Source organism: Nonomuraea sp. NPDC046570, assembly GCF_040645915.1.
Classification (GTDB): Bacteria; Actinomycetota; Actinomycetes; order Streptosporangiales; family Streptosporangiaceae; genus Nonomuraea.
The window spans coordinates 112,983-130,739 of sequence record NZ_JBEYZF010000014.1 but is presented as its reverse complement, the minus strand read 5'-3'; the positions used below and the strand labels follow the sequence as shown (position 1 = coordinate 130,739).

At 71.5% G+C, this 17,757-nt stretch carries 17 protein-coding genes; 9 read left to right on the top strand and 8 right to left on the bottom strand.

The window, feature by feature from the left end; all coding sequences use genetic code 11:
• Positions 1 to 62: 62 nt before the first annotated feature.
• Positions 63 to 671: a DUF998 domain-containing protein gene (locus tag ABZ911_RS23065; RefSeq protein ID WP_358059225.1), complete on the bottom strand. Its 609-nt coding sequence runs from the start codon at positions 669 to 671 to the stop codon at positions 63 to 65.
• A 229-nt stretch (positions 672 to 900) separates the two neighbouring features.
• Here ABZ911_RS23065 and ABZ911_RS23060 point away from each other — a divergent pair, with 229 nt between their 5' ends.
• A complete protein-coding gene (locus ABZ911_RS23060; protein ID WP_358059222.1) occupies positions 901 to 1,875 on the top strand; it encodes an aldo/keto reductase in 975 nt (324 codons plus the stop codon).
• A gap of 19 nt (positions 1,876 to 1,894) precedes the next feature.
• Here the strand turns inward: ABZ911_RS23060 and ABZ911_RS23055 are convergent, their stop codons facing one another.
• On the bottom strand, positions 1,895 to 2,833 hold the full coding sequence (locus tag ABZ911_RS23055) for a sensor histidine kinase (protein ID WP_358059219.1): 939 nt from the start codon (positions 2,831 to 2,833) through the stop codon (positions 1,895 to 1,897).
• Positions 2,834 to 3,038: 205 nt separating this feature from the next.
• A complete protein-coding gene (locus ABZ911_RS23050) occupies positions 3,039 to 4,142 on the bottom strand; it encodes an aromatic ring-hydroxylating dioxygenase subunit alpha (protein ID WP_358059216.1) in 1,104 nt (367 codons plus the stop codon).
• Between the two features lie 247 nt (positions 4,143 to 4,389).
• Between ABZ911_RS23050 and ABZ911_RS23045 the strand changes: the two genes are divergently transcribed.
• Positions 4,390 to 4,779, top strand: a complete 390-nt coding sequence (locus ABZ911_RS23045; RefSeq protein WP_358059213.1) for a hypothetical protein — start codon at positions 4,390 to 4,392, stop codon at positions 4,777 to 4,779.
• Positions 4,780 to 4,867: 88 nt separating this feature from the next.
• Positions 4,868 to 6,319 carry a DUF2079 domain-containing protein gene (locus ABZ911_RS23040; RefSeq protein ID WP_358059210.1) on the top strand — a complete coding sequence of 484 codons (1,452 nt, stop codon included), beginning with the start codon at positions 4,868 to 4,870 and terminating at the stop codon, positions 6,317 to 6,319.
• On the opposite strand, the gene ABZ911_RS23035 is transcribed toward ABZ911_RS23040, so the two are convergent.
• Positions 6,316 to 7,407 (bottom strand): glycosyltransferase family 4 protein, encoded by a 1,092-nt coding sequence (locus tag ABZ911_RS23035; protein ID WP_358059207.1) that lies wholly within the window; start codon positions 7,405 to 7,407, stop codon positions 6,316 to 6,318. The genes ABZ911_RS23040 and ABZ911_RS23035 overlap by 4 nt on opposite strands.
• 79 nt (positions 7,408 to 7,486) lie before the next feature.
• Here ABZ911_RS23035 and ABZ911_RS23030 point away from each other — a divergent pair, with 79 nt between their 5' ends.
• From ABZ911_RS23030 to ABZ911_RS23020, 3 genes are all read left to right on the top strand, one after another.
• On the top strand, positions 7,487 to 8,317 hold the full coding sequence (locus ABZ911_RS23030; protein ID WP_358059204.1) for a PIG-L family deacetylase: 831 nt from the start codon (positions 7,487 to 7,489) through the stop codon (positions 8,315 to 8,317).
• The gene (locus tag ABZ911_RS23025; RefSeq protein ID WP_358059201.1) at positions 8,314 to 9,387 is read left to right on the top strand and encodes a lysylphosphatidylglycerol synthase domain-containing protein; all 1,074 of its coding nucleotides are present in this window, start codon (positions 8,314 to 8,316) and stop codon (positions 9,385 to 9,387) included. Before ABZ911_RS23030 ends, ABZ911_RS23025 begins: the two co-directional genes overlap by 4 nt.
• A 63-nt stretch (positions 9,388 to 9,450) precedes the next feature.
• Positions 9,451 to 12,831, top strand: coding sequence for a BTAD domain-containing putative transcriptional regulator (locus tag ABZ911_RS23020; RefSeq protein ID WP_358059198.1), 3,381 nt, complete (start codon positions 9,451 to 9,453; stop codon positions 12,829 to 12,831).
• Here ABZ911_RS23020 and ABZ911_RS23015 read toward each other — a convergent pair.
• Positions 12,800 to 13,300, bottom strand: coding sequence for a hypothetical protein (locus ABZ911_RS23015; RefSeq protein ID WP_358059195.1), 501 nt, complete (start codon positions 13,298 to 13,300; stop codon positions 12,800 to 12,802). The two genes, ABZ911_RS23020 and ABZ911_RS23015, sit on opposite strands and share 32 nt — an antisense overlap.
• Positions 13,301 to 13,431: 131 nt before the next feature.
• On the opposite strand from ABZ911_RS23015, the gene ABZ911_RS23010 reads away from it, so the two are divergent.
• Positions 13,432 to 13,941: a VTT domain-containing protein gene (locus tag ABZ911_RS23010; RefSeq protein WP_358059192.1), complete on the top strand. Its 510-nt coding sequence runs from the start codon at positions 13,432 to 13,434 to the stop codon at positions 13,939 to 13,941.
• 16 nt (positions 13,942 to 13,957) lie between these two features.
• Here the strand turns inward: ABZ911_RS23010 and ABZ911_RS23005 are convergent, their stop codons facing one another.
• Positions 13,958 to 14,149 carry a YegP family protein gene (locus ABZ911_RS23005; RefSeq protein WP_358059189.1) on the bottom strand — a complete coding sequence of 64 codons (192 nt, stop codon included), beginning with the start codon at positions 14,147 to 14,149 and terminating at the stop codon, positions 13,958 to 13,960.
• Between the two features lie 178 nt (positions 14,150 to 14,327).
• On the opposite strand from ABZ911_RS23005, the gene ABZ911_RS23000 reads away from it, so the two are divergent.
• On the top strand, positions 14,328 to 15,113 hold the full coding sequence (locus ABZ911_RS23000; protein WP_358059186.1) for a serine hydrolase: 786 nt from the start codon (positions 14,328 to 14,330) through the stop codon (positions 15,111 to 15,113).
• A gap of 92 nt (positions 15,114 to 15,205) precedes the next feature.
• On the opposite strand, the gene ABZ911_RS22995 is transcribed toward ABZ911_RS23000, so the two are convergent.
• Together ABZ911_RS22995 and ABZ911_RS22990 are read right to left on the bottom strand one after the other, a co-directional pair.
• Positions 15,206 to 16,006, bottom strand: coding sequence for an RNA methyltransferase (locus ABZ911_RS22995; protein ID WP_358059183.1), 801 nt, complete (start codon positions 16,004 to 16,006; stop codon positions 15,206 to 15,208).
• The gene (locus ABZ911_RS22990; protein WP_358059181.1) at positions 15,999 to 16,769 is read right to left on the bottom strand and encodes a DUF4184 family protein; all 771 of its coding nucleotides are present in this window, start codon (positions 16,767 to 16,769) and stop codon (positions 15,999 to 16,001) included. The genes ABZ911_RS22995 and ABZ911_RS22990 overlap by 8 nt, the downstream gene beginning before the upstream one ends.
• 136 nt (positions 16,770 to 16,905) lie before the next feature.
• Here ABZ911_RS22990 and ABZ911_RS22985 point away from each other — a divergent pair, with 136 nt between their 5' ends.
• Complete coding sequence (locus ABZ911_RS22985; protein WP_358059179.1) at positions 16,906 to 17,544, top strand: cation transporter; 639 nt, start codon at positions 16,906 to 16,908, stop codon at positions 17,542 to 17,544.
• Positions 17,545 to 17,757 lie beyond the last annotated feature (213 nt).

Here is a 17,757-nt window from a genome sequence, read left to right as displayed (position 1 = left end):
CTGGGTAGGGCTCGCGGGGTGAGAGGAGTGCGACGATGACCGTAGAGACCTCCGCGGGAGCGCTAGGCGAGCCGCCTGCCGTACTTCATCTTGAACAGGGACAGTCCGGCCAGGGCGAGCACCCCGATCTCGGTCACCACCACGACCCGCTGGGTGAGCCCGGCCGGGATCTCCGCGTTGCTGAGCGGGACACCGAGCATCCTGATCACGTACGGCACGACCACCAGCAGCAGCGCGCCGAGCGCGATGCCGCTGAGGACCTTCACCGCGCCCGCGTACCGGCTCTGCGCCCTGGCCAGCAGGAACCCGGCGGCCGGCATGGCGAGGAAGGCGGCGAACGCGGCGTAGCGGTGGATGCCGCCGGACAGCGACAGCGGGACGCCGGGCTTGTCGGTCGGGAAGGCGCCGATCAGGAACATGCACACGCCCCAGCCCAGCAGCAGCAGCACCGCCCGCCGGTCGGCGCCCGCCGCGCGCAGCGCCCCGGCGATGAGCGCCGAGCCGATCGCGAACAGCGTGAGCGACGCGGGCAGCAGCCAGCCGCCGGCGGCCCAGGCGTACTCACTGATCACGCTGTGCAGCGGATCGAGCCCCGCCTCGGCGTGCAAAGTGAGCATGGCACCCGTTCCGGTGCCGATGGCCGCGAACCCGCTGACGAGCAAACCCTTCATGTCTTAAAGCTCGGATAAATCCGGGTTCGGGAATATCCGAGATCGGCCCGAAGAACCCCTGAACCACCCCTTACGACCTTGGTTGGTCCAGCCCCGGTATTCGCCGCTGACCTGCGCGAAGACAACCCCTGGTAGTGCTGGCCTCCTCAGGGTCGATCCCCTGCGCCCCCGGTTTGACCTGGAGTGCGCTCCAGGTGACACGCTGGACGACACGATCAAGGGAGCAGACATGGACAAGCGCGTTCTCGGCCACGATGGGCCGCACGTCTCCGCGCTCGGACTCGGCTGCATGGGCATGTCCGAGTTCTACGGCGCGGCCGACGAGAAAGAGTCGATCGCCGTCATCAACCGCGCGCTCGACCGCGGCGTGAACTTCCTCGACACCGCCGACATGTACGGCAGCGGCCACAACGAGCGCCTGGTCGGCCGGGCGATCGACGGCCGCCGGGACGAGGTCGTGCTGGCGACCAAGTTCGGCGTCAGGCGCGAGGAGGGGACGCGCTCGATCGACAACCGCCCCGAGTACATCGCCCGCGCCTGCGACGCCTCCCTCCAGCGGCTCGGCGTCGAGCGCATCGACCTCTACTACATGCACCGCCGCGACCCGGACGTCCCGATCGAGGAGTCGGTGGGCGCGATGGCCGAGCTGGTCAGGCAGGGCAAGGTCGCCCACCTGGGCCTGTCAGAGGTGAGCGCGAAGACCCTGCGCGACGCGGTGGCGGTCCACCCGATCGCCGCCCTGCAGAGCGAGTACTCCCTGTTCACCAGGGACATCGAGCAGGACATTTTGCCCACGGCCCGCGACCTGGGGGTGGGGCTGGTGGCGTACTCGCCGATCAGCCGCGGCCTGCTCACCGGCACGCTCCCGCCCGCCGACCAGTTGCCCGAGGACGACTTCCGCCGGAACCTGCCGAGGACCAGCGCGGAGAACGCCGCGCACAACGCCGCGCTGGTCAGGGCGGTCGCCGAGATCGCCGAGCGGGCCGGGGTGACGCCCGCGCAGCTCGCACTGGCCTGGCTGCTCGCCCAGGGCGAGGACATCGTGCCGATCCCCGGCACCAAGCGGCTGAAGTACCTGGAGGAGAACATCGCGGCGGCGTCGATCAAGCTGACCGCCGAGCAGCTCGCGGCCCTGGAGGCGGCGGTGCCCGCCGGTGCGGTCAGAGGCGCCCGCTATGCGGACATGACGTCAATCGAACGGTGAGGCGAATTCGCGGTGCGGGTCAGCCTGCCGGTGTGAGGACGCCGGGCGGGTCGAAGTAGGTGCGCACGGCGGTGAAGCCGTCGCGGGTGTGCACCCGTACCAGGTCGCTCAGCAGGTTGACGATGAGCAGCCCGCGCGATCCCGGGGTGCGCGGGTCGACGGGGCTGCGCCCGGCCAGCGGGTCGGTGATGTGCCCGCGGTCGCTGACCTCGAAGACGAGCCTGCCGCCCTCGGTCCAGGCCCGCAGCAGCCCCGAGCCGCCGCCGTGGTCGAGGCTGTTGGCCCCCAGCTCGGAGACGACGAGCTGGATGTCGTCGAGCCGCGCGCCGCGGAACCCCATCGCGCCGGCCCGCTCGGCGGCCACCTGCCGGGCCTCGGCCAGGTTGGTGTGGTCGAAGGCCAGCACGGCGGGGTCGAGCGGCTGGTCGAGCGGCTGGTTGTAGCCGTCGACGACCGCGGCGGGCGCGAAGCCCTCGCTCTCCCGTTCGCCCGAGGCGTCGCGCAGCACCGGGTGGGTCCTGACGGCGTCGTCGAGCACGACGCGGTCGAGGTGCTCGGCGTCGTAGGGGCACAGGATCGTGACGGGCCGCCCGGCGAACGCCAGGTTGATCAGTGCCTCGTGCTGCGCGCAGGCCGGGTACTCGGCGGCCGAGCGGCCCGGCCAGATGGGCTCGCCGATGATGCGCACCCGCTCGCCGGGGTGCCGGTCGGCGAAGGCGCGCAGCACGGCGGGGATGATCCGGCCGGGGTTACGACCCGCCTCGCCCATGTCCGTCAGCAGCACCCGGTCCGCCTGGTCACCCAGCTCACCGCTGATCAGTGCGAGATTGACCGCCGGTACGGCTACCGCGACCGGCTCCCCCGCCGCGAGTCCGTCGCGGATGAAGGAGAGCGTGCCCGCAAGGTACTCCCCGGCGCCCTTGTAGAAGAGTCCAGGGTGCACGAACGGATTCGACATCAGCTCCTCCTCACCAGCCACGCTACCGCCAGCGAGGGACTTCCGGCGATCCGCAGATATCCCACGGGCCGACGGGGTAAGACCTTGTCAGTCCCCCGGAAAGGAGCCGGATCGTGAAGAAGCTCCAGATCGTCCAGCGACCGCGGCCCCCACGACGTCCCCTGCCTCTCGACCTGCGTACGCCCTCAGGGAGGATCCTCCCTTTCTAGTCATCGACCCGGCCGAGGCGGTCGGTGACCCACTGGTGGAAGAGCGAGATGTGGTGTTCGCTCGGCACCAGGACACCGCCCGCCCGGTAGGCGCGTGAGGACATGCCCGGTTGGGTGCGCTCGCAGGCGGCGAAGTCCTGTTCGTTGACGCGGTGGAACAGTTCCACCGACAGGGAGAGGTCGGCGCCGGAGGCGACCACGTCGGGGTGGTAGAGCCAGTCGCACTCGACGATCGTGCGGTCGGCGGCCATCGGGAACATCCGGTGCAGGATCACGTGGTCGGGGACCAGGTTGACGAACACCTGCGGTTTGACGGTGATCGCGTAGTAGCGCCTGTCCTGCTCCGGGGTGACGCCGGGCAGTTTGCCGAACCCGGGGCTGCCGTCGACGGTGAAACCTGCCACCCGGTCGGCGAACTCGGCGCCGTGGCCCACGTAGTACTGCGCGGCGTAGCCTCCGGCGAACTCGGGGAGGACGCTGGTCAGCTCGGGGTGGATGGTGGCGCAGTGGTAGCACTCCATGAAGTTCTCGACGATGAGCTTCCAGTTGGCGGCCACGTCGTAGACGATCCGCCGGCCCAGCGCCAGTTCCTCGGCCCCGTAGCGCTCCAGGGCGGCCAGTTCGCCCAGGCGTTCGGTGGCGGCGTGCATGACGGTGTCCTCGAAGGAGGGCGGCTCGGCGGCCAGGCAGATCCAGGCGTAGCCGAGCCACTCGCGCAGGCGCACGGGGACCAGGCCGTACTCCACCCGGTCCACGTCCGGCATCTTGACCAGGTTGGGCGCGGCGGCCAGGCGGCCGTCCAGGTCGTAGGCCCAGGCGTGGTAGGCGCAGCGCAGGGTGCGCCCGGCCGTACCGCTCTCCTCGACGCATAACCGCGCGCCGCGGTGGCGGCAGACGTTGAGGAAGGCGCGCAGGGCGCCGTCGCGCCCGCGGACGACGATCACGCTCTCCCGGCCGGCCTGGACGGTTCTGAAGGCGCCGGGGCCGACCAGGTCGCCGGTTCTGACCGCGCAGAGCCAGTGCGACTCGAAGATCTTTTCCTGCTCGCGCAGGAAGAGGCCGGGATCGGTGTAGGAGCGACCGGGAAGGGTGGACCTCAAGCTGGGTGTGCTGGCCAAAACCAACCCCTTGTTGCGTATTGCGCAATCCGTTGCCCTATACGCGACATCGTCGGGTTGCTCCAGGAACGTGTCAAGAGACCCCACACAGCCGTCCAGAAGAGGTGGCCAAAGACCCACTTGTACGGTTTCACCGAACCCTGTGGCGGGTGATTCAAGCGTTGTGAAAGTTACCCGCAAGGATTGCTCCATAATGTCCCTTCGTCATAAAACTCATGAAGGGCACACAGTGAAGTTCAATAGCAGGGGCATCGCCGTCACCATCGCCGCGCTCGCGCTCGCCGGCCTCACCTCCGCCTGCGGGTCCTCCAGCGCCGCCGCCTGCGCCGACGTCAACGCGGAGGTCACCAAGCTGGTCTCGGAGTACAGCGCGAACGCCACCAAGAACATGACGGACCTCAAGGCGTTCGAGGAGGCCAACAAGAAGATGGCCGAGGGCCTCAAGGGCATCGCCGCCAAGCACGACGGGGACCTGGCGTCGGCGATCAACGACCTCGCCGCCGTCTACGACGGCCTCAAGATCGACGCCGCGGACCCCGCCAAGTCGGCCGCCGCGCTCACCGACATCGGTACCAAGTCGCAGGAGATCACGGCCAAGATGGCCAAGGCCTGCGCCTAGCGAACCCCGGCCGCCGCACCGCCTGTGGGGGGCAGCGCGGCGCGGCGGCCGTGGCACGCCAACCGCTCGTCCCCCTAACCTGTCGCAGGTGACGGAGAACAGAGTGACGGCAGCGAGCGCGCTCACCAGGTTCAAGGGACATCCCGCATGGGTGACGGTGATCACCCTGCTGTCCGCCGCCGCCTACGCCGTGGTCGGGCTGGTCAAGCTGGGCACCTTCCGGGCCACCACCTTCGACCTGGTCATCGTCGACCAGACGGTCCGCAACTACGCGAAGTTCGCCGCGCCGTACTCGCCGTCGATCGGTAGTTTCCACGGCAGGGGGCTGGAGTATCTTCAGCTCGCCGACCACTTCTCGCCCATCTACGCGCTGCTCGCGCCGTTCTACTGGATCTACGACGGGCCCGCGAGCCTGATCGTCGCGCAGGCGCTGCTGTTCGCCGCCGCCATCCCGTTCGTGTGGGCGTTCACCCGCCGGGTGCTCGGCACCAAGCCCGCCTACCTCGTCGCCGTCGCCTACGCCCTGTCCTGGCCCATCGCGCAGGCCGCCGCGTTCGACGCGCACGAGGTGATGTTCGTCCCCGTGCTCACGGCCGCGATGATCGAGCGCTACCACGCCGGTCGGCCGGTGCCCGCCTTCCTCGCCATGTTCGGCCTCCTGCTGGTCAAGGAGGACATGGGTCTGATGGTGATCGGGTTCGGGGTCTACCTGGTGCTGGTGCGCGACCGGCTGCGCGGCGCGGTCTGCGTGGCCGTCGGCGTCGCCTGGACGGTCCTCGTGCGCGGCGTGCTCATCCCCATGGCCGGCGGCGACACCAGTGACTTCTGGGCCTACGGCCATCTCGGCGACAGCGTGCCGAGCGCGCTGCTGGCCATGCTGAGTGACCCACTGGGCACGCTGGCGCTGCCGTTCAGCGAAGAGGCCAAGGTCGACACGCTCTTCCTGATGGTCTGGCCCACGCTGCTGCTCTGCCTGCTCTCGCCGCTCTCGGTGGTCGCGCTGCCGCACGTGCTGGAGCGCATGCTGTCGGACCGGGTGCTGTGGTGGCAGGCCGACTTCCAGTACAACGCGTTCACCGTGGTGATCCTCTTCCTCGCCGGGGTGGACGGCCTGGCCCGCCTGCTGAAGTGGCTCGGCCGCGCCGAGGACCGGGGGCTGCGGCTGGCCTGGGCCACGGCGGTGCTCGCGGTGGCGATCACGCTGGTGCCCCGGTTCGCCCTCGACCAGCTCTTCGACAAGGACTTCTACCGGGGCGACCAGGTCAGGTCCATCGCGGCGGCCGAGGCGGTGGCCAAGGTCCCCTCCGGGGTCGTGGTCGAGACCGTCAACTCCCTCGGCCCGGCCCTGACCGCCAGGGCCACCGTGCTGCTGTGGGACCACGAGCCGCGCAACGCGCCCTGGGTGGTCGCCGACGTGAACCGCTGGGAGTTCCCCTTCGGGTCGGCGGAGGACCAGGCGAAGCGCGTGGCGGACCTGCTGGCGACCGGGTACACGAAGGTCTTCGAGCGCGACGGCTACGTGGTGCTCAACCGCCGTTAGGCTCCCCGCTCGCGGACCTGGGCGTAGCAGCGGTCGAACCCCTCCAGCACCGCGGGCCAGGCGCCGACCGAGGGCGCGGTGTCGCGGTTGTGGGCGGCGATCCGCTCGCGGAGCTCGTCGTCGGCGATCAGCGTGGCCAGCGCGTCGGCCAGGTCGTCGAAGGTGGCGCCGAGCAGGCCCTCCTCGCCGTGCCGGACGAAGTCGGAGACGCCGCTCTGGGCGCGGGCGACCACCGGCAGGCCCGCGGCGCGGGCCTCCAGGGCGGCGATGCCGAAGGACTCGCGCGGCGCGGGCGCGACGAACACGTCGGCCGAGGCGAGCACCTTGGCGATCTCCTCGCGGGTGTGCCGGCCGGGCAGCGACACCCAGCCGGACATGCCGTGCTCGCGCAGGAAGCGCTCCATGGAGGAGCGGGCCGGGCCGTCGCCGATGATCGTGACCCGCATCGGCACGCCCGGGGGGACCTTCGCGCGGGCCGCCCGCAGCAGCTTCAGCAGCCGCACCGGCTGCTTGCGCGGCGCCAGGCGGCCCACCGCCACCACGTGCACCTCGCCGTCGTGGCCGCGCGCGCCGGAGCCGACGTGCCGCCAGCCGGACACGTCGAGGCCGTTGGGGACCACGTTCACCGGGATCCTCCGGCCCGCGACCGCGCGGATCGGCCGGGCGGCCGCGTTGCTCACCGTGGTCGCGACCAGGCCCCAGCGGTGCCACTCGAACAGCAGCCGCAGCGCGGTGTACAGACCCCTGGTGACCGGGTCCCACATGCTGTGCACGGTGACGACGGCGGGCAGTCCCGCCCGTACGGCGGCGCGCACGCCCATCCAGGCGAACGGCGAGACCGCCCCGGTGTGCACGTGCACCACGTCGGGGCGCCAGGAGGTCATCAGCCGGGTGAGATGTCCCACACCGAACGGGTGCACGGGCAGATCGAAGGGCATCCTGGCGACGATGCGGTGGACGCCGGGCAGCGGCTCCCCCTTGGTCGCCGTCGCCACCTCGACCTCGTGGCCGGCCTCCCGCTGCATCCGCACGAGGTCCGCGACCTGCACCTCGATGCCCCCCAGGCGCGGCAGGTAACAGTCACTCACGTGAAGGATCCTCACCCGTCCCACCCTAGATCGCCCGATGAGTGCGCCAGCCTCCATGCGGGGCAAATAGGCTGGCTTCGTGCCTCGTACCGCAGTCTTCTTCCATGCCCACCCCGACGACGAAGCCCTGCTGACGGCGGGCACGATGGCGCTGCTCGCGGCGGAAGGGCACCGCGTGGTGCTCGTCGTGGCCACGGCGGGCGAGCGCGGACTGGCCGAACTCGAACCGGGGGCGGCCCTGGGCGAGACCCGCATGGCCGAGCTGTACAAGTCGGCCGCGCTGCTCGGCTGCGCCAGGGTGGAGTGCCTCGACTACGGCGACTCGGGGCTGAGCCCGTCGGGCGGCATCGCCGAGCATCGGCCGGACAACGCCTTCATCGACGCCGACTGCGAGCAGGCGGCCCGCGCGCTGGCGGCCATCCTCGACGAGGAGCGGGCCGACCTGTTGTCGATCTACGACCCGGCTGGCGGCTACGGCCATCCCGACCACGTACAGGTGCACCGGGTGGGCAAGCGGGCGGCCGAGATCGCCGGCACGCCGATCGTCCTGGAGGCGACGGTCAACCGCGACCCGCTACTCAGGGCGCTGCGCACGGCGTCCAAGTTCCACCGCTTCCCGCCCGAGTTCGACCTTCGCACCTTCGAGAGCGCCTACTCCGCTGGCGAGACGATCACCCACCGGGTCAACGTGCGCAAGTACATCAGGCAGAAGCGGGCCAGCATGGCCGCGCACGCCTCCCAGGCGAGCGGCGGCAAGAGTGACCGCACGCTGGCCGTCCTGCTGAAGATCCCCGGCCCGCTCTACCGCCTGGTCTTCGGCACCGAGTGGTACGTCAGGCGCGACCTCGCGCCGGGCGCCCGGCTCAGGCACCCCTTCGAGGAGGGGCCGAAGGAGAGCGACCGCCCGTGAAGAACAAGTGGGTCCAGGCCACACTGTCGGTCCTGTCGCTCGGACTGGCCGTCGCCCTGGTCGTCTACCTGCCGCAACTCGTGCAGGCGCTGACCGGCAAACACGTCTCCTGGCACCAGATCGGCGCGGAGTTCTCCGCCCTCGGCCCCGGGATGATCGCGGCGATGGCGGCGGCGTGGCTGCTGAGCCTGCTGGCGTACACCTTCGTGCTCACCAACTCGCTGCCCGGACTGACGCACCCGCAGGCGCTGACGCTCAACGCCGCGGGCAGCGCGGTCAGCAACGTGCTGCCCTTCGGCGGCGCCGCCGGGGTGGCGCTGACCTTCGCGATGGCCAGGGGCTGGGGCTTCGCCAACCGGTCGATCGTGGTGATGGCGCTGGTCAGCGGCGTGTGGAACACCCTGTTCAGGTTCATCCTGCCGGCCGTCGGCATCCTGGCACTGCTGCTCGCGGGCCAGGTGCCCAGTCCCACGATCGCCAAGGCCGGCTGGGTCGGCGCACTGTCCATCCTGGCGCTGGTGGCCGTCGTGGTGGCCGCCCTCTACTGGGACCGCGCCGCCACCCTCCTCGGCCGCGCCCTCGACGCCCTGGTACGGCTGGCGCCGCCCAGGTTCCGCCCCCACGAGCACGCCGCCTCCGGCGCGCTGCAGCGGTTGCGCACCGACACCGCCGCGATCGTCAGGACCCGGTGGGCGGGCCTGTCCCTCGGCATGATCGCCTTCCTGGGCCTGCAATGGCTGATCATGGTCTGCTGCATGCTCGCCACCGGCGCCTACCCCGGCCTCGCCCAGTCGATCGCGGTCTTCGCCCTGTCCCGGGTGCTCACCACCGCGGTGATCACGCCGAGCGGCGCGGGCTTCATGGAGGCGGGAACGGTCGCGTTCCTGGTGTTCTTCGGGGTGGACACCGCTCCGGCGGCGGCCACTGCGCTGCTCTTCGGCTTCTGGACTTACACTATCGAGATCCCCTTCGGCGGACTGGCCCTGGGCGCGTGGGCCCTCCTGCGCAGGCGCAACGGCCGTTCGTCCGCCGCACCGACCCAACCCGAGAGCCTGAAATCCCAGCCGTGACCATCGCAAACAACACAAAGACCTTGTGCGTGATTCGGAAGCCCGCATAGCGTGGCGGCTGACATGGTGGCGTTCCGGGTACTGGGGCCAGTCGAGGCGTACGAAAGCGACGACGAACTCGACCTCGGCGGGTTGCGGCAGCGGGCCGTCCTCGCCCGGTTACTCGTGGCCAGAGGACAGGTCGTGCCGGTCGACACGCTGCTGTACGACCTGTGGGACGACGACACCGCCAAGGGCGCGCAGTCGGGTCTGCAGGTGTACATCTCGCGACTGCGCAGGGTGCTGGAGCCCGGCAGGCCGCGCGGCGGCCCCAACCGGCTGCTCGTCACCGTCGCCTCCGGCTACGCGCTGCGGGTGACGCCCGACCAGGTGGACGCGCTGCGCTTCGAGCAGCTCGCCCGCTCGGCCGGCGAGCTCATGGAGGGCGACGACCCGCAGGCCGCGCGGGCCCGCCTGGAGAAGGCGCTCGGCCTGTGGCGCGGCACGCCGTACTCCGACTTCGCCGACCAGCCGTGGGCCGAGGCCGAGGTCAACCGGCTGACCGAGCTGCGCCTGGTGGCCCGCGAGCGGCACGCCGACACCGGGCTGCGCCTCGGCATGCCCGCCGAGACGGTGCCCGACCTGGAGGCGCTGACCACCGAGCACCCGCTGCGCGAGGAGGGCTGGCGCCTGCTCGCCCTCGGCCTCTACCGCTGCGGCCGGCAGGGCGACGCGCTGGCCGCGCTGCGCAGGGCGCGGGCGATCCTCGCCGACGAGCTCGGCATCGACCCCGGGCCCGCGCTGCGCAAGCTGGAGTCCGACATCCTGGCCCAGGCTCCCGGGCTGGAGCTGGCGGTCACGCCGCGCCCCGCGCGCTCACACCCGCCGGTCACCGACACCTGGCCGCCACGTACGGCGGTGCAGCCCGTCGAGCCGCCGCCGCTGGAGCCCGAGCCGTTCGTCGGCCGCGACTCCGAGCTGAGCCGGCTGGTCACCGCCGCCGCGCGGACGGCCCGCTTCGAGGTGGCGATCGTCACCGGCGACGCGGGCGCGGGCAAGACCACGCTGCTGCGCCGCCTCCAGGACAGGCTGGGCGCCGACGGCTGGAGCACCGCCGCGGGCGCCTGCCCCGACTCCAGCGCCACCCCGCCGGGCTGGGCGTGGGTGGAGATCCTGCGCAGCCTGGTGACCGTCAACGGCGCGGGCGAATACGCCCAGCTCCTGGCGCCGCTGCTGGAGGACGCCGACCCCGACCCCGACGACGACGAGGCGTCCGGCGGCTTCCGCCTGCACCGGGCGGTCGGCGGCTACCTGGCGGGCGTGGCCCGCCGGGCGCCGGTGCTGCTGACGCTGGAGGACCTGCACTGGGCCGACGACCAGACCCTGGCGCTGCTGCGCGCGCTGCCGAGCCTGCTGGCCACCAGCCGGGTGCTGCTCGTGGTGACCTGCCGCGACAGCGAGCTGGACGACCGGCAGGCCGACGTGCTGGCCGCGCTGGCGAGGCTCGGCCCCGTCCGGGTCGGCCTGTCCGGTCTCGACCCCAAGGCGGTCGCCGAGCTGGTCAGGGCCACCTGCGTGCGCGAGGTGGACGAGGAGGCCGTCGACTCCATCGTGGAGCGCACCGGCGGCAACCCGTTCTTCGTGCGGGAGACCGTGCGCCTGCTCGACGCCGAGGCGGTCAGCGCCAGGGCGACCGCGGCCGAGGTGCTGTCGGGCGTGCCCTCGGGTGTACGCGACGTGCTGCGGCGGCGCATCTCCCGGCTGCCCGCGGGCGCCCAGCAGATCCTGCTGCAGGCGGCGGTGATCGGCCGCGACGTCGACGTGGACGTGCTGGTGGACGTCGCCGGTGACGAGGACGCCGTCGTGGAGGCGGTCGAGGCGGCGCTGCTGGCCGGGCTGGTGACCGAGCCGGGGCCCGGGATGCTGCGCTTCGACCACGACCTGGTCAGGGACACGATCTACTCCGACGCCTCGCGGCTGCGCCGTACCCGGCTGCACGCGTCGGTGGCGGCGGTCATCGAGCAGCGCAGCGCGGCCGATGTGGCGGCGCTCGCCCACCACTACTTCGCCGCGGGGACCGCGGAGACGGCTCACAAGGCCGTCCACTACGCCAAGCTGGCCGCCGAGCAGGCCGAGCGGCGGTTCGCGCACCGCGAGGCGGCGACGCTGTGGGAGCAGGCCACCGCGGCCTTCGACCGGACCGGCGGCGACGCCAGGGAGCGGCTGCTGCTGATGCTGCGCCAGATCAAGGCGCTGGCGCTGTGCGGCGACATGACCGCGGCCCGGCTGCGGCGGCGCGACGCGATGGAGGCGGCCAGGCCGCTGGACGACCTGGAGATCACCGCGCGGGTGGCGGCGTCGCTGGCCGTACCGCACAAGGGTATGGCGCGGGACTTCACCCGGACCGCGTGGGAGATCGTCGACGTCACCGAGAAGGCGTTGATGGAGCTGCCCGAGGGCGAGCAGACGCTGCGCGCGAGCCTGCTCACCACGCTGGCGCTGGAGCTGGAGGGTTCCTCCTCGCCCGAGCGCGGGCGGCAGGCGGCGCTGGAGGCGCTGGAGCTGGCGCGGCGGAGCGGTGATCCGGCGCTGCTCGCGGTGGCGTTGAGCGGGCGGCTGCGCCAGTCCTACGACATCCCGGCGGTCGACACCCGGGAGAGCATCGGGCGCGAGCTGCTGGAGGTCGCGCAGCGGTCCGGGCAGATGGCGGTGCAGGCGCTGGCCCACCTGGTGCTGCTGGAGGTGGCCGCGGCGCGCGGCGAGTTCGTCACCTCCGACGAGCACGCGGCGGCGGCCGAGCGGCTGGCCAAGCAGTACGACCTGTCGGCGCCCGCGGCGGTGTGCGCCTGGTACGACGGGCAGCGGCTGATGATCGCGGGCGACTACGCCGGGGCCGAGCGGGCCTACCGGGACGCGGCCAGGATGACCGCGCGCGCCGGGATGCTCGAAGGGCGCCAGGACCTGCCGCTGATCACGGCGTTCTGCCTGCACCTGGTCGCCGGCCGGGCGGCGGAGATGGTCGACATCCTGGCCGAGGCGCACCAGCGGGGTGCCAAGTGGACCCTCGACGCCTACGCCCTCGCGCTGGCCTCGGCGGGTCACCTGGCCGACGCCAAGGCGGTGGCTGCGACCCGCCCGCCGGTGCGTCCCGACTTCCTGTACGAGCTGGCGATGACCTGGCGGGCGCTGGCCGGGATGCTGCTGGACGACCGGGAGCGGATGGTCGACTGCTACGACAAGCTCAAGCCGTTCTCCGACCGGATCGCCGGGGCGGGCACGGGTGTGGTGGCGCTCTGGCCGGTGGCGCTGACGCTGGGCGACCTGGCGATCAGGCTCGACCTGCCGCAGGCGGCCTACGATCACTACCGCAAGGCGCTGGAGGTGGCCGAGCGGGTCGGCGTGCCGCGCTGGGTGGAGGCCGCCCAGCGTGCGGTCAGCAACTCACCAGGAACTTCTCGCTCCTGATCGTCCTGCCGCCCTCGACGCTCAGCTCCACGCGGTACCAGCCGGGGTTGCCGACGACGCGGGGCTCCCAGGAGACGGTCCTGCGGGAGCCGTAGAAGCCTTCGTGGTCGACCAGGTAGGTCTTCCAGGCGTGGGCTGGAGCGCTCCAGCGGGCCAGGCGCCAGCCGTACAGGACGGTGTCGCCGGGGGTGGGGCTGACCACGACGCCGCGCGCCCGGAAGGCGCGCTCGCAGCCGCCCGAGGTGGTCAGCGGGTTCACCGCCACGGAGCCGGCCTCGGGCGCGACGTCGGTGGTGACGGCGGCGAACCTGATCGTCGTGGTGGTACGGCTCTGCGGCGCGGGAGCGGAGTTGGCCGTGTCGTAGGCCGAGACGCCCACATAGGCTGCGGTGAAGGCGAGTGCCGCGACGAGCAACTTCGCCGCGCTCGCGCTGCCACTGGCCAGAACCGCCGTGCTTCTCGTCCCCATGCTCCTATATGTAGGCCAAAGGGGTTGATCCCGGCTTGCCGTCCACTTGCAGCTCGGGGGGTGGGGTTGGAACCCGGTTCGGCCATCAAATAAGGTAAGGCTGACCTAATGGGTGTCCCAGGGTGGTGGTGATGTACGTGGCGTTCGCCATCGAGGACCCCACTCGCGCCTTCTGGCTCGGCCTGCCCTTCTGGCTGTGGGTCGTCGCCGGGGGCGTCGCCCTGTTCGGCGCCTTCCAGGTCTACTACTGGGTCGGGCACAAGCTCGGCGAGAAGCTCTACGACTCCAAGATCGGCGTGAAGCTCGGGCGGGAGCGCATCCGCGCGGTGGAGCGGGTGGTGGAGAAGTGGGGGGCGCTGGCCGTCTACGGGTGCTTCTGGGTGCCCATGCTGCGGCACACGCTGCCGTGGGTGGCGGGCGCGCTGCGCGTGTCCTATCCCTGGTACGTCGTGGCGAGCGCGCTCGGCTGCCTGACCTGGGTGCCCGTGTGGTCGTTCGGGCTGTACACGCTGATCTGGGGCTGGCTGGAACTGGCCGCCCACTCCCCCGCCGCCGCCGGCGCCGCGGCGGTGGCGTTCGTCGCGGCCCTCGGCGGGTTCCTCGCCTGGCGGCGCAGGCGCAAGAGGGCCCTCGTCGCCTGACGAGGGCCCTGCCCGGTCAGACGGTCGCCAGCGTGGTGTCGTCGATGGGGGCGTCGGCGGCGTACCTGCGCACCGACTCGACGCCGTTGACGCAGGCGGCCTTGGTCGTGTAGCCCTCGCTCACAGCGATCGTCTGCCCGTTTCCGGCGACCAGCTTGAAGCGGAACTCGCCTCGCCTGTCCTTTGTGATCACAAACTTGCCCGCCATGGCGTTCTCCCCCGGAATGCGTATGGTAACGATCATTTACCCCTGTCAAGCGGATGTTTTCCCGGCTTCGGGTCAAGTTCCGCATATCAACGGTTGATCACCTGTCACGATGTCTGGCATGCATATAGGGGGTATTCGGGTAGTCGCCTGCTCTGCCGTACTCGCTGTTGTCACGGGGTTGTCCGCGCCGGCGCACGCCGAGCGGGCGCCCGAGGTGGGGGCTCGGGCGGCCTATGTCGTGGACTCGGCGGGGACGGTGCACTTCGGCAAGCGGCAGACGCGCAGGGTGCCGGTGGCCAGCCTGGTGAAGGTGATGACCGCCTATGTGGTGCTGCGGGAGGCCCAACTGGGTGACACGATCACGATCACCAAGGAGGACGTGCGGTACGCGGCCGTCAACGGGGCCACCAGCGCGGCGCTGCGCGCGGGCGAGAAGCTGACCGTCAGGGACCTGCTTCACGGGCTGATGCTGCCGTCGGGCGCCGACGCCGCCAACGCCCTGGCCAGGAGGTACGGCCCCGGCCGGGCCCGGTTCGTGGCCAAGATGAACGCCGCCGCCCGGGGGCTCGGGCTGACGGACACCGTCTACACCAACGCCGACGGCCTGCCGACTCCGCGCGGTGGCGGGCACTCGACGGCCGTCGACCAGGCCGTGCTCGCCGACAAGGCGCTTGACGACCCGACGTTCCGGACGGTCGTCGGGAAGTCGGTGCACAAGGTCGCCAAGAACTCGGTTCATCGGGCGCACACCTGGCGCAACACCAACAAGCTGCTGGGCATGACGTCGGGAGTGCTGGGGATCAAGACGGGCTACACCAGCGCGGCGGGGTACTGCCTGGTGTTCGCCGGGGAGCGGGCGGGGCGGCGGGTGGTCGGCGTCCTGCTGGGCGACCAGGACGCGCGCCGCTTCAGCACCGCCGAACAGTTGCTGGACTTCGCCGAGGAACAGATCACGGCCGCCTGAACGCGAGGAACCTCCGCCGGGCCGGAGAGCGGTCACCGGCCCGGCGAGGCGCGGAGATGATCGAGCGGGCCGGGCGCCGGTCTACGCCGTCGTCAGGACATCAGGCCGTGGCAGGCGATGGCGGCGGCGGCCACCACGTTGAGGGAGTCGACGCCCGCGGCCATCGCGGTCGGGCTCATCGGGATGCAGACCGGTTCGTCGGCTTCGTGCAACCAGCGGGAGGAGAGGCCGTCGCCCTCGGAGCCCAGCAGGAGGGCCACGCGCTCGGCCATCTTGACGCTGTCGATGGGGGTGGCGGCCTGGTCGGGGGTGAGGGCCAGGGTCTGGAAGCCCGCGGCGCGGAGTTGGGCCAGGCCGTCGTACCAGTTGGTCATCCGGGCGTACGGGATGGAGAAGACCGCGCCCATGGAGACCTTGACGGACCTGCGGTAGAGGGGGTCGGCGCAGCGGGGGGAGAGGATCACCGCCTGGACGCCGAGGGCGGCGGCACAGCGGAAGATCGCGCCGACGTTCCCGTGGTCGACCAGGTCCTCCAGGACCACGATCCTGGTGGAGGCGGCCAGCACCTCCTCGACCGGAGGCAGGGCCAGGCGCTCCATGGAGGCCAGAGCGCCCCGGTGGACCTGGAAACCGGTGACGGACTCCATCACGGTCTCGTCCACCACGTACACGGTGGCGTCGCCGAGGACGTCGGACAGGGCGGGCAGCCAGCGGGACGTGGTCAGCACCGAGCGGATCGGGTAGCCCGCGCCGATGGCCCGCCGGATCACCTTCTCGCCCTCGGCGACGAACAGGCCCTGCTCGGCCTCCAGGCTCTTGCGCAGTTCCACCTCGCGCAGCCGGGTGAAATCGGCCAGGCGAGGGTCGCCGGCGTCGGAAACGTACTCAGGCATCCTCGAATACTGCCACGAGCCGCCTGAACTGCCAGATCGTGGCGTAGCAGGCGAGCACCAGGCAGAGCCCGACCAGCGTCCCGGCCCCGACCTTGGTGATCAGTCCGGCGATGCCGAACTTGGCGGCGGGCGGGTACAGGTACGGCCAGACCACCGCGCCGAGCAGCGAGGCGGCGGCGCAGGCGGCCAGGACGCCGTGGCGTACCCGGGCGGGGAGGCGCAGCCAGGGCGGCGGCGGGACGGCGGGCAGCCGGGACAGGCCGCGGACCGCCCACCAGACGACCAGGACCAGGCCGACCACCGAGGAGACGTACTGCAGCAGCCGGAACAGCCGGATCACCCCGAACACGCTCGCCCCGAGCCAGCTCACCCCCCAGAACGCGGGCCCGTGGGAATGCGTGAAGGAGTCCCACAGCACGTGCGTGGCGGAGCCGAGCACGCCGCCGAGCAGGACGGGCACGATCCGGTACGACGGAGTGAGGGTGGCCGCCCGACCGGCCAGGCCCGGCGGCAGGAGCGCGATCAGCGGCTCCCTGACGACCGCGTGGAAGACGCCGAGCAGCACGACGACGGAGACCAGGTCGAGCGTGAGCACCCCGCGCAGGGAGTGCCAGTCGGAGTAGTCCGGCAGGAACGGCAGGAAGATCGGCAGGTCGGGCACCATGGTGCCGATCGCGAGCGCCCACGGGTCCAGCCAGCGGCGCAACCTGGGCACGGTGATGAACGGCAGGACCGCGGCGATGTGACTGGGCGTGAACGGCACGCAGGTCGTCCTTCCCCCCGACGGAACGAACCATCGCAATATTGACCATGCTTTGCCGCAGATGGCAAGAGCTACTCTCTGTAGTGGGTATGGTACAGATCGCTGTCGACGGCCGGACACGGAGGAGGCGGGGGTCATGGTGTCTGACCAGCGGGTTCACGTGCATCCGGCCGCGTCAGCAGCATGGCGGCGAGACGCGCGCCTGGCCCGCCTGCTGTCGTTGGCCACGCTGGTGTGGCTCGGGCTGGAGAGTTCGCTCGGGCTGTTCGCGGGGCTGCGGGCGCATTCGGTGGCGCTGATCGGCTGGGGGCTGTCGGCCCTGGTCGAGGCGCTGGCCAGCTTGATCGTGGTGTGGCGGTTCACCGGGTCGCGTACCCACTCGCCGCATGCGGAGGAGCGGGCGCGGCGGGCGGTGGCGGTCAGCTTCTGGTTGCTGGCCCCGTATCTGGTCCTGCACGTGGCGCACGATCTCGGGGCGGGGCATCGGGCGGTTCCCTCGGCGCTGGGGGTCGCGGTGACCGCGATCAGCCTGGTCAGCATGCCGGCGCTGGGGACGCTCAAGCGCCGGGTCGGCGCCCGGCTGGGCTCGCCGTCGACCCAGGGCGAGGGCACCCAGAACCTCATCTGCGCCGCGATGGCGGCCGGGGTGCTGGCCGGGCTGTGGCTCGGCTCGCTCGGCTGGTGGTGGGTGGATCCCGCGGTCGCGGTGGCGCTGGCTGCGGTCGCCGTACGTGAGGGACGGCGGGCCTGGCGGGGTCACCACTGCTGTCACTAGAGCCGATCGTTGCACCACAACAGCCGTTTTGACGCACTAAGCGCACCGAGTATCGTTCCAGAAGCACTGCGGAGTATCTCCCGATAGGGTGACCCGAATTCTCCGGAACGTCTCGACACCGAAGAGGACATCGTGGGGCGACACCGCACAGATGAGCTCGAGGATGGCTTCAATCCACCCGAGCCGGCACCTCGCAAAAAGCGCGGCGGCAGT

Bases quoted from the DNA above. Each gene is read 5' to 3' on its own strand.
- ABZ911_RS23060 (WP_358059222.1), top strand. From the start codon at position 901: ATGGACAAGCGCGTTCTCGGCCACGATGGGCCGCACGTCTCCGCGCTC.
- ABZ911_RS23005 (WP_358059189.1), bottom strand. From the start codon at position 14,149: ATGGCGGGCAAGTTTGTGATCACAAAGGACAGGCGAGGCGAGTTCCGC.
- ABZ911_RS23065 (WP_358059225.1), bottom strand. From the start codon at position 671: ATGAAGGGTTTGCTCGTCAGCGGGTTCGCGGCCATCGGCACCGGAACG.
- ABZ911_RS23010 (WP_358059192.1), top strand. From the start codon at position 13,432: ATGTACGTGGCGTTCGCCATCGAGGACCCCACTCGCGCCTTCTGGCTC.
- ABZ911_RS22985 (WP_358059179.1), top strand. From the start codon at position 16,906: ATGGTGTCTGACCAGCGGGTTCACGTGCATCCGGCCGCGTCAGCAGCA.
- ABZ911_RS23055 (WP_358059219.1), bottom strand. From the start codon at position 2,833: ATGTCGAATCCGTTCGTGCACCCTGGACTCTTCTACAAGGGCGCCGGG.
- ABZ911_RS23015 (WP_358059195.1), bottom strand. From the start codon at position 13,300: ATGGGGACGAGAAGCACGGCGGTTCTGGCCAGTGGCAGCGCGAGCGCG.
- ABZ911_RS22995 (WP_358059183.1), bottom strand. From the start codon at position 16,006: ATGCCTGAGTACGTTTCCGACGCCGGCGACCCTCGCCTGGCCGATTTC.
- ABZ911_RS23020 (WP_358059198.1), top strand. From the start codon at position 9,451: ATGGTGGCGTTCCGGGTACTGGGGCCAGTCGAGGCGTACGAAAGCGAC.